Source organism: Staphylococcus sp. HMSC065D05 (genome assembly GCF_001813195.1).
Lineage (GTDB): Bacteria > Bacillota > Bacilli > Staphylococcales > Staphylococcaceae > Staphylococcus > Staphylococcus epidermidis.
The window spans coordinates 244033-258945 of record NZ_KV811746.1; the positions used below are offsets into that span (position 1 = coordinate 244033).

Below are 14913 nucleotides of genomic sequence, written 5' to 3' on the forward strand. Positions count from 1 at the left end.
CTTATCTTGTCGAGTTAATGTTTGCAAATTTGTTTGGCCTCTTTTATTACTATATTACAAACAACGATTTTTTTGGAAAGGTTTTCATTTTTTAATAGATAATGGCTAAAAAAATTGAAAACCATACGTTCTTTGTCGTATCATTATAATTAACTAAGTTGATAGGAGGTCGTTACGATGACTCAAATTACATTTAAAAATAATCCCATTAAATTATCAGGTTCTGAGGTTAATGAAGGTGATATCGCACCAAATTTCACAGTTCTTGATAATAGTTTGAATCAAATTACTTTAGATGATTATAAAAACAAGAAGAAATTAATTAGTGTTATACCATCTATTGATACAGGAGTATGTGATAGTCAAACTCGAAAGTTTAATGAAGAAGCTTCAGCTGAAGATGGCGTAGTTTTAACGATATCAGTAGATTTACCTTTCGCCCAAAAAAGATGGTGTGCATCAAGCGGATTAGAAAATGTAATTACTTTAAGTGACCATAAAGATTTATCTTTTGGTCGAAATTATGGACTTGTAATGGATGAATTACGCTTACTTGCACGTTCGGTATTTGTGTTAAACGAAAACAATAAAGTAGTATATAAGGAAATTGTCAGTGAAGGTACGAATTACCCTGATTTTGAAGCCGCATTGAAAGCATATAGAAATATTTAGTCATATTGAACTATTGACAGTAAAAAGTTTTAGTGTCCATACTTGTTCGAGTAGTAAATTAATTATTTAGAGTTAATTCATACTATCAATCACGGATGGACACTTTTTTAAATAGAAAGGGATATTTTATGTCTGAAGAAAACACTATAATGGAACGTCTATTTCATACATTAGACGATAAAGCTAAAGTCTTAAACAAAGAAAATGGACAAAGTTTTATCGAAAATTTAGGGCTAGCTATGGAAGATATATATACAAACCAAAGAGAACTTTTAGAGCAAGCAACGCTTCAAGATAGAAGGAAAGCTTTTCAATTTGCATATTTAAGTTTATTACAAGAAGAAAATATTCAAGCTAATCATCAGATTACGCCTGATTCTATTGGACTCATTCTCGGGTTTCTTGTTCAACGCTTTTTAGAACATAAAGAGGAAATGCACATTGTAGATATTGCAAGTGGGGCAGGTCATCTAAGTGCAGCAGTGAAAGAAGTACTTTCTGATAAAACAATTATGCACCATCTGATAGAGGTCGATCCAGTGCTATCACGTGTAAGTGTGCATTTGGCCAATTTTTTAGAGATACCATTTGACGTTTATCCTCAAGATGCGATTATGCCATTACCATTGGAAGAGGCAGATGTCGTGATTGGAGATTTCCCAATAGGATACTATCCTTTAGATGAACGTAGTAGAGAAATGAAGTTAGGTTTCGAAGAGGGACACAGTTATTCCCATCATCTGTTAATCGAACAATCTATTAATGCGCTAAAAGGGGCAGGTTATGCATTTTTAGTTGTTCCTAGTCATCTCTTTGAAGATGATAAAGTGAAACAGTTGGAAAATTTCATTGCTACAGAGACTGAGATGCAAGCATTTTTAAATTTACCTAAAACTTTATTTAAAAATGAAAAAGCACGTAAATCTATATTGATTTTACAAAAGAAAAAATCAGGAGAAACTCGACCAGTTGAAGTCTTATTAGCAAATATCCCTGATTTTAAAAATCCTCAACAATTTCAAGGTTTCATTTCTGAATTGAATCAGTGGATAGTCACAAATCATACAAAAAAATAGTCTGTAACAATATAGTATTCAAACTGTGTTAATGATAAAATGATTATGTGAAAAATATAACTAAACAAATGATGGAGGACAATGTCTTATGTCAAAATTAATTTTGGCGGTAAATGCTGGTAGCTCATCTTTAAAGTTCCAGCTAATTAAGATGCCTGAAGAAAAACTAGTAACTAAAGGTGTGATAGAACGTATTGGTTTAAGCGATTCTATCTTCACCATTCATGTTAATGGCGAGAAGCTTACTGATATCAGAGATATCCATAATCATGAAGAAGCCGTTAATATAATGTTAGATAGTTTTAAAGAACATGAAATGATTAAAGACATCACTGATATTCAAGGAACAGGTCATCGTGTTGTGCACGGTGGCGAAACTTTCCCTAAATCAGTTGTTGTTACTGATGATGTAGAATCTCAAATTGAAGAATTAAGTGAATTAGCACCTTTACACAATCCAGCTAATTTAATGGGTATTAGAGCTTTTAGAAAGTTATTACCAGAAATCCCACATGTTGCGGTGTTTGATACTTCTTTCCACCAAACTATGCCTGAACAAGCTTATTTATATAGCTTGCCATATCATTACTATGAAGACTATGGTATACGTAAGTATGGTTTCCACGGCACAAGTCATAAATATGTATCTCGTAGAGCTGCTCAAATTGTTGGTAGACCAATTGAAGATTTAAGAATTATTTCTTGTCACATCGGTAACGGTGCATCTATTGCAGCTATAGACGGTGGAGAATCTATTGATACATCTATGGGATTCACACCACTTGCTGGTGTAACAATGGGGACTCGTTCGGGGAATCTTGATCCAGCTTTAATACCATTCATTATGGAAAAGACAGGTAAAACAGCTGATGAAGTATTAGAAATACTTAATAAAGAATCAGGATTATTAGGTCTTACTGGGACATCAAGTGATTTGCGTGATTTAACTGAAGAAGCAAAACATGGACGTCAACGTTCACGTGTTGCACTAGATTTATTTGCTTCAAAAATTCACAAATATATTGGTTCTTATGCAGCTAGAATGCATGGTGTAGATATTATTGTATTTACTGCAGGAATAGGTGAAAACTCACATATTATTCGTGGTAAAGTTTTAGAAGGACTTGAGTTTATGGGTGTTTATTGGGATCCTAAGAAGAATGAAAGTTTACATGGTGAAGAAGGTTATATTAATTATCCACATTCACCTGTAAAAGTACTTGTTGTACCTACTGATGAAGAAGTAATGATATCTCGTGACGTGATTAAATATGGTCAACTTAATGATAATACACCCAAAAAAGAAGAATTTAATACCAACGAAAGTATCGAAGTGAATTAATTTTAAAAATAGAATTAATGAATTCAAATAGTATCTTTTTCTATATGTATTAAAAAATTTTAGTACATATAGAAATACTGCCGGTTAAGTTAGTAAACTACAACCGGCAGTATTTTTGATTTTATCTATAACAGTGACTAATCTTGATATTTTTCACGTAATTGAGATGTTGCTACTTGAGGTTGGAAATCTTCAGGCATTTCTTCTGTACGTACAACTAATACGTCACAAGGTGCATGTCGAACAATCGCTTCTGATACAGAGCCAACAATAAAACGTTCTACCGCATTTAAACCTGATGTACCACTCATAATCAAATCAGCACCAACATCATGCGCTAATTTTTTAGGTATAATTGCTTTAGGTGAGCCGAATTCTAAACGTGTGTCAACATTTTTTACACCTGCATTTGTGGCTACTTCTTTATAACCTTTAAGTAATTCTTCGGAGAAATGCTTTGATTTTTCTGTGAATTGAGCATCATATACTTCATAAGAAGAATACGTACGTGAGTCAATTACATTCACAATAGTTAATTGAGCATCGTTACGTTTAGCAACACCGACAGCTTTGTTAAAAGCCCATTCTGCTTCATGAGATCCATCGACTGCGATTAATATATTTTTATAAGAAATCATCATTTATTGCCCCCTTTATCTTTCTTAATTCTATTTTAACACAATAAACAGAATATTTAATTAATAATAATTACAAAATTATGTCATTATATGTTATCGTTTGCCGTTTTGATAAGGACACGATACGATAAGGTTGGAGGTAGATAATATGAAAATTGGGATTCCTAAAGAAATAAAGAATAATGAGAATCGAGTGGGGTTATCACCAAGTGGTGTACATGCACTTGTAGACCAAGGACATGAAGTTTTAGTAGAAACAAATGCTGGTCTAGGATCTTACTTTGAAGATGGTGATTATCAAGAAGCCGGTGCCAAAATTGTTGATGAGCAGTCAAAAGCTTGGGATGTTGATATGGTCATCAAAGTCAAAGAACCACTTGAATCAGAATACAAATTCTTTAAAGAAGAGTTAATCTTATTTACTTATTTACACCTTGCGAATGAACAGAAATTAACTCAGGCACTTGTGGACAACAAGGTTATATCTATTGCTTATGAAACTGTACAATTACCAGACGGTTCTTTACCGTTATTAACACCAATGAGTGAAGTGGCTGGTAGAATGTCTGCACAAGTGGGAGCTGAATTTTTACAAAGATTTAATGGAGGTATGGGTATCTTACTAGGTGGCATACCTGGAGTGCCTAAAGGTAAAGTCACTATTATTGGTGGCGGTCAAGCAGGAACAAATGCAGCTAAAATAGCTTTAGGGTTAGGTGCTGAAGTGACAATTTTAGATGTTAACCCTAAACGTTTAGAAGAATTAGAGGACTTGTTTGATGGCAGAGTAAGAACAATAATGTCCAATCCATTAAATATAGAAATCTATGTAAAAGAAAGTGATTTAGTCATTGGAGCAGTTCTGATTCCAGGTGCTAAAGCGCCAAACTTAGTGACTGAAGATATGATAAAAGAAATGAAAGATGGATCAGTGATTGTAGATATTGCGATAGATCAAGGTGGAATCTTTGAGACTACTGATAAAATTACAACGCACGATGCCCCAACTTATACTAAACATGGTGTCGTGCATTATGCTGTGGCTAATATGCCAGGCGCCGTTCCACGTACATCTACAATTGGATTGAACAATGCAACATTACCTTATGCGCAATTATTGGCTAATAAAGGTTATCGTGAAGCATTCAAAGTAAATCATCCATTATCTTTAGGTCTAAATACATTTAATGGACACGTGACTAATAAGAATGTAGCCGATACATTTAATTTTGAATATACTTCAATTGAAGATGCATTGAAATAATGCGTGAAATTTACCCCAAGCTTCAATCATGTGAATGAAGCTTGGGGCTTATTGTGGTTTTGTTATTTTTCGTATTGAGTTAATATTTCATAACCATTTTCAGTTACTAAAATATCATCTTCAATTCTAACACCAGCCACATGAGGGACATATACGCCAGGCTCTATAGTAATCACCATTCCTGCTTCAAGTTTATTATTATTTACACTTGATATATCTTGATATTCATGTTCTTCAAGGCCTAATCCATGACCTAGTCTATGCGGAAAGTAATCACCATAACCTGCTTCTTGGATTATATCTCTTGCTATTTTATCAATATCTTTGATGGTAACTCCTGGTTTAATAGATTTAATTGCTTCCGTTTCTGCTTTTAAAACAATGTTATATATATTTTGTGCTTCCTTATTAGGTTTGCCAAAATGAATTGTGCGTGTCATATCACTGCAATAATGATGGTATACAACACCTAAATCAAATAGTACAAACTCATTTTGCTTTAATTTTCTGTCACCGGGTGTACCATGTGGTGAAGCAGCATGGTCACCGAAGAGTACCATCGTGTCGAAACTCATTTCATTAACGCCATATTTTTTTATTTCATTTTCGATATGGTTGACAACTTCTCTTTCTTCTACACCTTCTTTAAGAAAGGATTTACCAATTTCAATACATTTATCAGCTAACGCAGCTGCCTTTTTTATATTGATAATTTCATCTTCTGATTTGATATTACGTAAGTCCTTGATTGATTGATCAACATCTTGATAGTGTTCTATATTAAACGCTTTTGTTAATTCTCTTTGACGTTTAACTGTAAGATGTTCACTTTCAATGAGCATTTTAGAGAAAGTTTTAGAGTATTTGTCGAATGGGTTTTCAGTATCTAAATAACCGACGATTTTACCTTTAAACGGTGATTGTTTTACTTCTTCAACTTCCATTTTTGGACAAAATAAAACAGGCTCTTCATTTGATGGAATGAGCAAAGCGAAGAGTCTTTCATGTGGCTCACTTCGATACCCAGTAAAGTAAAAGATGTTTAAGGGTGTCGTAATCCATGCTGCATCAGCATCTTCTTGTTGTAAAACTTTTTTGATTTCTTCTATTTTAGTCATATAATGAACCTCCATCATGTGATGATATATTAATTCTATGCTAATAAGATATAGTTTTCAAAAAGTAAGAGTTATTGATTGAACTAAACAAGCTAAATAGCTCACTAGTGTTATAAATGTGACTGTTAGGGTATACTGTTAAAAGATATTACTTTTAGGAGGGAAACTCTTATGAAACTTTCATTTCATGGTCAATCAACAATTTATTTTGAAGGTAACGGCAAGAAAGTTATAGTTGATCCATTTATCTCTGGCAACGATAAATGTGACCTAGATGAACAAACGTTAGAGGTAGATTACATTATCTTAACACATGGTCACGCTGACCATTTTGGTGATGTAGTTGAATTGGCCAATCGTAACCATGCAACTGTGATTGGTTCGGCAGAATTACAAGGATATTTATCTACTTATCACGGAGTCGAAAATGTTCATGGCATGAACATTGGTGGGAAAGCTAAATTTGATTTTGGAACAGTCAAATTTGTTCAAGCATTCCATAGTTCTAGTTTTACACATGAAAATGGTGTGCCCGTATATTTAGGTATGCCTATGGGAATAATTGTCGAAGCTGAAGGTAAGACTATCTATCATACTGGGGATACAGGATTATTTAGTGATATGAAATTGATAGCAGATAGACACCCAGTTGATGTATGTTTTGTTCCTATTGGAGATAACTTTACCATGGGAATAGAAGATGCTAGTTACGCTATTAATGAATTTATTAAGCCTACAATCAGTGTTCCTATTCATTACAATACATTCCCGTTAATTGAACAAGATCCAGAGCAATTTAAGGATGCAGTTCAGGTAGGGGAAGTGCAAATTCTCAATCCAGGAGAATCAGTGGAATTTTAATTATTTGTCTAAATGACATATAGCTTTTGGTTTTTAAGTCATTTTCTAAAAGTACAACGTTAATTAAAATTTAACAGTAGTAAGTTGATATTTTGAATTTAAGAAATATAAATAAGAGCCTGAGACACACATAATGTCTCAGGCTTCCTAATGTTGTGGCAAGTCGATTGCTGAATAAAAATTGAAATTATATCAAACCTTTTAATACAAATACTAACTCATTTATTATAGTTTTGGTATTTTAGGTTACGAGTATGTCGTTTATTTAACTATTAAAACAGGAATAGTAGCACGTTTAGCTACTTTATGACTTACGCTACCTAAAACAAATTTCTTATTGTCTTCAGCTTTTCGGTTACTAAGAACAACAATTTCATATTTACCACTATTCGCAAATTTTAATAGCTCATCCTTAGCATTGCCTCTCACAATAACTTCATCATAATCAATGCCGTAGTCTTCTAAAGTTTTAAGTGTACTTTCTAAACCTTTAGAACGTTTTTCGGTTAGCTTATCTAAATGTACGCCAGCTCTGATTGACGCTTGAGCATCTTGCTCATTAATGGCATTTAAAACTGTGACGATAGTACCTTCACCTGCTAAACGAGACACCTCTTTAAGAGCTTTCTCATTTTTAATTTGAGTGTCTACCCCAAGTAGAATATGTTTATACATAAATCATCCCTCCTCAACTTTATTTTAGTAAAGTTTTAGTGTGATTTCCATTAATATTTAAATATTTTGAATATAATCTTTAACGGTAATTTATATTGATTAATATTTAGTATTTTAGAATGATTGAACAATGATTTTTTGTACATTAAAAGTTATAATGATAAAAAGACTGTTATAAAGATATAAGAGGTAACGGGATGACAAAGAATGAACAAATAATTAAACATATTGAATCTTTATCAATAGGCTCTAAAATCTCTGTGCGAAAAATTGCTAAAGATCTTAATGTGTCTGAAGGTACTGCGTACAGAGCAATTAAAGATGCGAGTCAACTTGGAATTGTAGCAACTATTGACAGAGTTGGTACTGTTAGAATCGAGAAACGAAATAGAGAAAATTTAGATAACTTAACGTTTAATGAAATTGCAAATATTGTTGAGGGTCAAATACTTGCCGGTAGAGCTGGACTTAATAAATCAGTTTCAAAATTTGCAATAGGAGCAATGCAATTTGATGATATTCTGAAATATATAGGCAAACACACATTATTAATTGTTGGAAATAGAGAAAATGTACAGATTGAAGCTTTAAAACGAGAAACTTCAATACTCATCACAGGTGGTTTTCGTCCAAGTGCTGAAATTATACGATATGCAGATGAGCATGAATTGCCAATTATTTCTTCAAGTTATGATACATTCTTAGTTGCTAATATCATCAATAAAGCAATGTTTAATCAGAAAATACGCAAAGAAATACTTGTGGTTGAGGATATAGTTAAACCAATCAATGAATTATCAGTGTTATTTGATTCAATGACAATTCATGATTACAAAAAAATAGCAAATGAAACTGGCCATACAAGGTTTCCTATAGTAAACGAAGAATTTAAATTAGTAGGTATAGTAACAAGTAGAGAAATCATCAATATGAACGAAGAAGATCTATTAGGTAAGGTTATGACTAAAAATCCATTGAGTGTTAAATTAACAAATACGGTTGCTAGTTGTGCCCATTTATTAATTTGGGAAGGGATTGAATTATTACCAGTAACTGATAATAATAAAAAAGCTGTCGGTGTAATTAACAGACAGGATGTTTTAAAATCAATGCAATTATTAGGTAGACAACCTCAAATTGGTGAAACAGTGAATGATCAAATTGCTAAACATATTTCAATACATCAACAAGGAATAAATGTCGACGTATCTCCACTCATTACAAATCATTACGGTACTTTAAGTAAAGCAGTATTTGTTGGAATTATTGAGGAAACGATTCGTCACGAAATGAGAAAGTATAAAAAAGGTAATGTCATGATAGAAAGTATGAGTATTATCTATATTAAGACTGTACCAATTGAATCTTCTATTGAAGTACATTATGAAATGTTAGATGTTGGACGATATTTTGCTAAATTAGAAGTTACTATGATTAATAATGGTGAAAAAGTTGCTAATGCCTTAGTAATTTGTCAAATGTTTGATGGGTTTTAAAATAATATTTAGAAATTTAAAGGGAGTAATTAAAATGGAAGTAAAAATGAATGAAATAATGGAAGCATTAGAACAAAGTGAGTTAATTATTATTCACAGACATCTAAGACCTGATCCAGACGCATATGGTTCGCAATTAGGTTTGAAATATTACTTGCAAAAGAAGTTTCCAGATAAACAAATTTATGCTGTAGGAACTAATGAAGATTCTTTGAAATTTATAGGTTTGATGGATGAAATTGACAATGATATGTATAAGAAAGCGACTGTAGTTGTATGTGATACGGCAAATGCACCAAGAATAGATGACCAACGTTATGATACAGGTACCAAACTTTTAAAAATTGATCATCATCCTGCTACTGATCAGTATGGAGATATAAACTATGTTAATACCAAAGCTTCTTCCACTAGTGAAATAATTTACGAATTCATTTCACATTTCAACGATGAACATATCATTGATGAACAAGTTGCTAGATTGTTATATCTTGGCATCGTCGGAGATACTGGACGTTTTTTATTTAATAATACTACACCACGGACAATGCAAATTGCTGGAAAATTACTTACATATCCTTTTGATCACAACCAAGAATTAAACAAAATGTCTGAAAAAGATCCGAAACTATTACCATTTCAAGGCTATATATTGCAAAATTTTGATTTAAATGATAAGGGATTCTGCAAAGTTAAAATAACTAAAGACATACTTGAAAAATTTCAAATACAACCTAATGAAGCGTCTTTATTTGTAAATACAATCGCCGATATTCGAGGATTAAAAATATGGATGTTTGGCGTTGATGAAGGAGATCAAATCAGATGTAGGTTGCGTTCTAAAGGTCATATTATTATTAATGATGTCGCTAATACATTTGGTGGTGGTGGACATCCAAATGCATCTGGAGTTTCAGTAAATAGTTGGGAGCAATTCGAGCAACTCGCCGAAGCTTTAAACGACAAGTTATAATTTTTAAAAGGAGGTAAGAGACCATGGAAGCACATTTAAATATTCATACTTCTTTTGACCTGTTAGATTCTAGTTTGAGAATTGATGCATTAATAGATAAAGCTAAAAAAGAAGGATACCGTGCGCTTGCAATAACCGATACAAATGTATTGTACGGTTATCCAAAGTTTTATGATGCTTGTATTGCAGCCCACATACATCCCATATTTGGTATGACTATATATTTAACGGATGGTCTCTATACTATTGAAACAGTTGTTTTAGCAAAAAATAATCAAGGACTCAAGTCATTATACCAACTTTCTTCTGCTATAATGATGAAAAATAAAGAAGAAGTACCTATTGAATGGCTAAAAAAATATGATAAACATTTAATTATCATATTTAAAGAGGCTGAGTTGTCTCATAAGCAAATCATTGATGCGTTTGAAGGTAAGAAAGAATTGTATTTAAATCATAATAGTAATAATACATTGACTGGCAAACGTGTATGGATGCAATCTGCAAGATATTTAAATGAAGATGATGCTGAAACCATTCCAGCTTTACATGCCATAAGAGATAATACTAAGTTAGATTTAATACATGAGAAAGAAACACTTGATGAACATTTTCCTAGTATGGAAGAACTTCAAACACTAAATCTTAGTGAAGATATGATTGCTAACACGAATGAAATTGAAAAATTATGCCAAGCAGAAATTGCATACCATCAATCACTGTTGCCACAATTTGTGACACCTAATGGTGAGACTTCGAAAGATTATCTTTGGACAATACTTATACATAGGTTACAAAAATGGGAACTTAATGACAAAACTTATTTCGATCGGTTGAAACATGAATATAAAATTATTACTGATATGGGTTTCGAGGATTATTTTCTTATTGTAAGTGATTTGATTCATTTTGCTAAAACACATGAAGTGATGGTTGGGCCAGGTCGTGGTTCATCAGCGGGATCATTGGTAAGTTATTTATTAGGTATTACTACGATAGACCCGTTAAAATATAATCTTTTATTTGAAAGATTTCTTAATCCTGAACGTGTAACTATGCCAGATATTGATATTGATTTTGAAGACACGAGACGTGAAAAAGTAATTAAGTATGTACAAGATAAATATGGTGAACATCATGTATCAGGTATTGTGACATTTGGACATCTGTTAGCCCGTGCTGTTGCTAGAGATGTAGGAAGAATAATGGGTTTTGATGAAACGAGTTTAAATGAGATTTCAAAACTTATTCCACATAAATTAGGTATAACTCTTGAAGAAGCATACCAGAAGCCAGAGTTTAAAGCATTTGTTCATCGTAATCATAGAAATGAACGTTGGTTTGAAGTAAGTAAAAAGTTAGAAGGCTTACCAAGACATACGTCGACACATGCTGCAGGTATCATTATCAATGATCAACCATTATTCAAATTTGCGCCATTAACAACTGGTGATACAGGATTATTAACGCAGTGGACTATGACAGAAGCGGAACGTATAGGATTATTAAAAATTGATTTCTTGGGATTACGCAATCTATCAATTATTCATCAAATTATTTTACAAGTTAAAAAGGATTTAAATATAAATATTGATATAGAAGCCATTCCTTATGATGATAAAAAAGTGTTTGATTTATTATCAAATGGGGACACTACAGGTATTTTTCAATTGGAATCAGAAGGCGTTAGAAGCGTATTAAAAAGATTGCAACCTGAACATTTTGAAGATATCGTAGCTGTCACATCATTATATAGACCAGGGCCAATGGAAGAAATACCAACTTATATAACCCGTAGACATAATCCTAACCAAGTTGCTTATTTACATCCTGATTTAGAACCAATCTTAAAAAACACATATGGTGTTATCATTTATCAAGAACAAATTATGCAGATTGCAAGTCAAGTTGCTGGCTTTAGTTATGGTGAAGCAGATATTTTAAGAAGAGCAATGAGTAAAAAGAATCGTGCAATCTTAGAGAGTGAGCGTCAACATTTCATAGATGGTGCAAAAAATAATGGTTACGGTGAACAGATAAGTAAGCAAATTTTTGATTTAATACTTAAGTTTGCTGATTATGGGTTCCCACGTGCCCATGCTGTTAGTTACTCAAAAATTGCATACATAATGAGCTATTTAAAAGTGCACTATCCTCATTATTTTTATGCAAATATCTTGAGTAATGTAATAGGAAGTGAAAAAAAGACTGCAGCTATAATTGACGAAGCTAAGCATCAAAGAATTAGCATTTTGCCTCCCAATATTAATCAAAGTCATTGGTATTATAAGGCAAGTAATAAAGGAATATATTTGTCTTTAGGTACAATTAAAGGAATTGGATATCAAAGCGTTAAATTAATTATTGATGAGCGCCAGCAGAATGGACCTTATAGAGATTTCTTTGATTTTTCAAGACGTATACCTAAAAGGGTGAAAAATAGAAAATTACTTGAGTCTCTTATCTTAGTAGGCGCATTCGACACTTTTGGCAAAACTAGAGCGACATTATTACAAGCAATTGATCAAGTATTAGATTTAAATTCTGATGTTGAACAAGATGATATGCTTTTCGATCTTTTAACTCCTAAACAATCATATGAAGAAAAAGAGGAACTGCCTGATCAATTATTAAGTGATTATGAAAAAGAATACCTAGGATTCTATATTAGTAAACATCCAGTTGAAAAGAAATTTGAAAAGAAACAATATTTAGGTATATTTCAATTGTCTAATGGAAGTCACTATCAACCTATACTTGTTCAATTTGACCATATCAAACAAATAAGAACGAAGAATGGTCAAAATATGGCATTTGTAACTATGAATGATGGAAGAACGATGATGGATGGAGTGATTTTCCCAGATAAGTTTAAAAAATACGAAACTTCTATTTCAAAGGAACAGATGTATATCGTATTGGGTAAATTTGAAAAGCGTAATCAGCAAATGCAACTTATCATCAATCAACTTTTTGAAGTTGAAGCGTATGAACAAACAAAATTGTCTAATTCGAAAAAAGTTATTTTACGTAATGTAACCCATCTTGAACCACAATTTGAACATTCAAAAGTGCAATCTAATAAACAACATGCATTAAATATTTATGGTTTTGACGAATGTGCAAATAAGATGACAATGTTGGGACAAATTGAACGTCAACCTCAAAATTTTGATCTATTAATACAAACTTATTCACCAGCTGATATTAGGTTTATTTAACTTTTAACGATTTTTAAATTATGATATAGTTAACTGATGATTATTTCTTAATCATCAGTTTTTCTTTTATAATTATTTTTTGTTCTGATTTAACACACTAAATCTGTTTTATCAGCAGAAGAAATAATTTGAATTGCAACATCTAAAAATCAATTTACTTTCAATGATTGTACTATTGTTCTACATATTTACTAGTAAATCGTGTATATTTAAAATGATTCAGTTTTCTATTCATGGATTGATTTATGTACTGAATACATATAGTTCAATGACTTCTCACAAAATAAAATAGGGGTTGATTAAATGTCTTTAAGAGATGACGCTTTAGAAATGCATAGAGAGAACCAAGGTAAACTAGAAATTACACCAAATGTTAAAGTGACAAATAAGCAACAATTAAGCCTAGCATACTCACCTGGCGTTGCTGAACCTTGTAAAGAAATCCATGAAGATCCAAGAAAAGTGTATGAGTACACTATTAAGGGAAATACAGTTGCTGTTGTAACGGATGGAACTGCTGTTCTCGGTTTAGGGAATATTGGAGCAGAAGCAAGTATTCCAGTAATGGAAGGAAAGGCAGCACTGTTCAAAAGTTTTGCGGGTATTAATGGTGTGCCGATAGCATTAGATACAACGGATACTCAAGAAATCATAAAAACAGTTAAACTTATTCAACCCAACTATGGTGGAATTAATCTTGAAGATATATCAGCTCCTCGCTGTTTTGAAATTGAAGAAACCTTAAAGAAAGAGACCAATATACCTATTTTCCATGACGATCAACATGGTACAGCTATCGTTACTATGGCTGGGTTAATCAATGCTTTAAAAATTGTAAATAAAGAGTTAACGGATATAAAAGTTGTATTAAATGGTGCAGGTGCAGCAGGTATCGCTATAGTAAAGTTACTTCATGCTTATGGCGTGAATAATATGATTATGTGCGATTCAAAAGGTGCTATTTATTCTGGCAGAAATTTAGGTATGAATGATACAAAAACATATGTAGCAAAGTGGACGAATAAAGATAAAGTTGAAGGTTCACTTGAAGAAGTGATTAAAGATGCAGATGTTTTTATAGGTGTATCTGTAGCGGATATATTGACGCAAAATATGGTGAAGACAATGGCTGATGACCCAATTATTTTTGCTATGGCTAATCCTAATCCTGAAATTAATCCCAATGAAGCCAAACAGGCAGGTGCAAAGGTTGTGGGTACTGGTCGATCTGATTTTCCGAACCAAATTAATAATGTATTAGCTTTTCCAGGTATTTTTAGAGGCGCTTTGGACGTTGAAGCTACTCATATTAACGAACATATGAAAAAGGCAGCTGTAGAAGCTATCGTTCATTTAATCGACGAAAATGAGTTACATCCCGATTATTGTATACCAGGACCATTTGATAAAAGAGTAGCTCCATCAGTAGCCAAAAATGTAGCTAAAGCTGCTATGGAATCCGGTGTAGCAAGAATTAAAATTGATACACAAGAAATATTTGATAAAACTATGAAACTTACTGACTTAAAATAGATTAAACGAATAGCTATATTTTAGTACTATTACGACTTTTACAA

Annotated in this window: 12 protein-coding genes; 9 read left to right on the forward strand and 3 right to left on the reverse strand. The window is 32.4% G+C overall.

The window, feature by feature from the left end; genetic code table 11:
* Positions 1-177: 177 nt before the first annotated feature.
* From tpx to HMPREF2897_RS06200, 3 genes are all read left to right on the forward strand, one after another.
* Positions 178-672: a thiol peroxidase gene (tpx, locus tag HMPREF2897_RS06190; protein WP_002446674.1), complete on the forward strand. Its 495-nt coding sequence runs from the start codon at positions 178-180 to the stop codon at positions 670-672.
* A 128-nt stretch (positions 673-800) separates the two neighbouring features.
* Positions 801-1748, forward strand: a complete 948-nt coding sequence (locus HMPREF2897_RS06195) for a class I SAM-dependent methyltransferase (protein WP_002474990.1) — start codon at positions 801-803, stop codon at positions 1746-1748.
* Positions 1749-1836: 88 nt separating this feature from the next.
* The gene (locus HMPREF2897_RS06200; RefSeq protein ID WP_002446672.1) at positions 1837-3090 is read left to right on the forward strand and encodes an acetate kinase; all 1254 of its coding nucleotides are present in this window, start codon (positions 1837-1839) and stop codon (positions 3088-3090) included.
* A 137-nt stretch (positions 3091-3227) separates the two neighbouring features.
* Here HMPREF2897_RS06200 and HMPREF2897_RS06205 read toward each other — a convergent pair whose 3' ends face one another.
* Positions 3228-3728: a universal stress protein gene (locus HMPREF2897_RS06205; protein ID WP_002457820.1), complete on the reverse strand. Its 501-nt coding sequence runs from the start codon at positions 3726-3728 to the stop codon at positions 3228-3230.
* Between the two features lie 148 nt (positions 3729-3876).
* Here HMPREF2897_RS06205 and ald point away from each other — a divergent pair, with 148 nt between their 5' ends.
* The gene (ald, locus tag HMPREF2897_RS06210; protein WP_070592819.1) at positions 3877-4992 is read left to right on the forward strand and encodes an alanine dehydrogenase; all 1116 of its coding nucleotides are present in this window, start codon (positions 3877-3879) and stop codon (positions 4990-4992) included.
* Positions 4993-5054: 62 nt separating this feature from the next.
* Here ald and HMPREF2897_RS06215 read toward each other — a convergent pair whose 3' ends face one another.
* A complete protein-coding gene (locus tag HMPREF2897_RS06215) occupies positions 5055-6110 on the reverse strand; it encodes a M24 family metallopeptidase (RefSeq protein WP_002474995.1) in 1056 nt (351 codons plus the stop codon).
* Positions 6111-6281: 171 nt separating this feature from the next.
* On the opposite strand from HMPREF2897_RS06215, the gene HMPREF2897_RS06220 reads away from it, so the two are divergent.
* Positions 6282-6971 (forward strand): metal-dependent hydrolase, encoded by a 690-nt coding sequence (locus HMPREF2897_RS06220; RefSeq protein ID WP_002446668.1) that lies wholly within the window; start codon positions 6282-6284, stop codon positions 6969-6971.
* A 261-nt stretch (positions 6972-7232) separates the two neighbouring features.
* On the opposite strand, the gene HMPREF2897_RS06225 is transcribed toward HMPREF2897_RS06220, so the two are convergent.
* The gene (locus HMPREF2897_RS06225) at positions 7233-7646 is read right to left on the reverse strand and encodes a universal stress protein (protein WP_002446667.1); all 414 of its coding nucleotides are present in this window, start codon (positions 7644-7646) and stop codon (positions 7233-7235) included.
* Positions 7647-7843: 197 nt separating this feature from the next.
* Here HMPREF2897_RS06225 and HMPREF2897_RS06230 point away from each other — a divergent pair, with 197 nt between their 5' ends.
* The 4 genes from HMPREF2897_RS06230 to HMPREF2897_RS06245 all read left to right on the forward strand — a co-directional run bounded on the left by HMPREF2897_RS06230 (position 7844) and on the right by HMPREF2897_RS06245 (position 14869).
* Positions 7844-9142: a DRTGG domain-containing protein gene (locus HMPREF2897_RS06230; RefSeq protein WP_002446666.1), complete on the forward strand. Its 1299-nt coding sequence runs from the start codon at positions 7844-7846 to the stop codon at positions 9140-9142.
* Between the two features lie 34 nt (positions 9143-9176).
* Positions 9177-10115 carry a DHH family phosphoesterase gene (locus HMPREF2897_RS06235; protein WP_002457815.1) on the forward strand — a complete coding sequence of 313 codons (939 nt, stop codon included), beginning with the start codon at positions 9177-9179 and terminating at the stop codon, positions 10113-10115.
* A gap of 23 nt (positions 10116-10138) precedes the next feature.
* Positions 10139-13336 carry a DNA polymerase III subunit alpha gene (locus HMPREF2897_RS06240; protein ID WP_002446664.1) on the forward strand — a complete coding sequence of 1066 codons (3198 nt, stop codon included), beginning with the start codon at positions 10139-10141 and terminating at the stop codon, positions 13334-13336.
* A gap of 303 nt (positions 13337-13639) precedes the next feature.
* A complete protein-coding gene (locus HMPREF2897_RS06245) occupies positions 13640-14869 on the forward strand; it encodes an NADP-dependent malic enzyme (RefSeq protein ID WP_002446663.1) in 1230 nt (409 codons plus the stop codon).
* The last annotated feature ends 44 nt before the right edge of the window (positions 14870-14913 follow it).

What these genes read in the sequence shown, in the direction of transcription:
- tpx (WP_002446674.1), top strand. Translation starts at nt 178, where the DNA reads ATGACTCAAATTACATTTAAAAATAATCCCATTAAATTATCAGGTTCT.
- HMPREF2897_RS06195 (WP_002474990.1), top strand. Translation starts at nt 801, where the DNA reads ATGTCTGAAGAAAACACTATAATGGAACGTCTATTTCATACATTAGAC.
- HMPREF2897_RS06200 (WP_002446672.1), top strand. Translation starts at nt 1,837, where the DNA reads ATGTCAAAATTAATTTTGGCGGTAAATGCTGGTAGCTCATCTTTAAAG.
- HMPREF2897_RS06205 (WP_002457820.1), bottom strand. Translation starts at nt 3,728, where the DNA reads ATGATTTCTTATAAAAATATATTAATCGCAGTCGATGGATCTCATGAA.
- ald (WP_070592819.1), top strand. Translation starts at nt 3,877, where the DNA reads ATGAAAATTGGGATTCCTAAAGAAATAAAGAATAATGAGAATCGAGTG.
- HMPREF2897_RS06215 (WP_002474995.1), bottom strand. Translation starts at nt 6,110, where the DNA reads ATGACTAAAATAGAAGAAATCAAAAAAGTTTTACAACAAGAAGATGCT.
- HMPREF2897_RS06220 (WP_002446668.1), top strand. Translation starts at nt 6,282, where the DNA reads ATGAAACTTTCATTTCATGGTCAATCAACAATTTATTTTGAAGGTAAC.
- HMPREF2897_RS06225 (WP_002446667.1), bottom strand. Translation starts at nt 7,646, where the DNA reads ATGTATAAACATATTCTACTTGGGGTAGACACTCAAATTAAAAATGAG.
- HMPREF2897_RS06230 (WP_002446666.1), top strand. Translation starts at nt 7,844, where the DNA reads ATGACAAAGAATGAACAAATAATTAAACATATTGAATCTTTATCAATA.
- HMPREF2897_RS06235 (WP_002457815.1), top strand. Translation starts at nt 9,177, where the DNA reads ATGGAAGTAAAAATGAATGAAATAATGGAAGCATTAGAACAAAGTGAG.
- HMPREF2897_RS06240 (WP_002446664.1), top strand. Translation starts at nt 10,139, where the DNA reads ATGGAAGCACATTTAAATATTCATACTTCTTTTGACCTGTTAGATTCT.
- HMPREF2897_RS06245 (WP_002446663.1), top strand. Translation starts at nt 13,640, where the DNA reads ATGTCTTTAAGAGATGACGCTTTAGAAATGCATAGAGAGAACCAAGGT.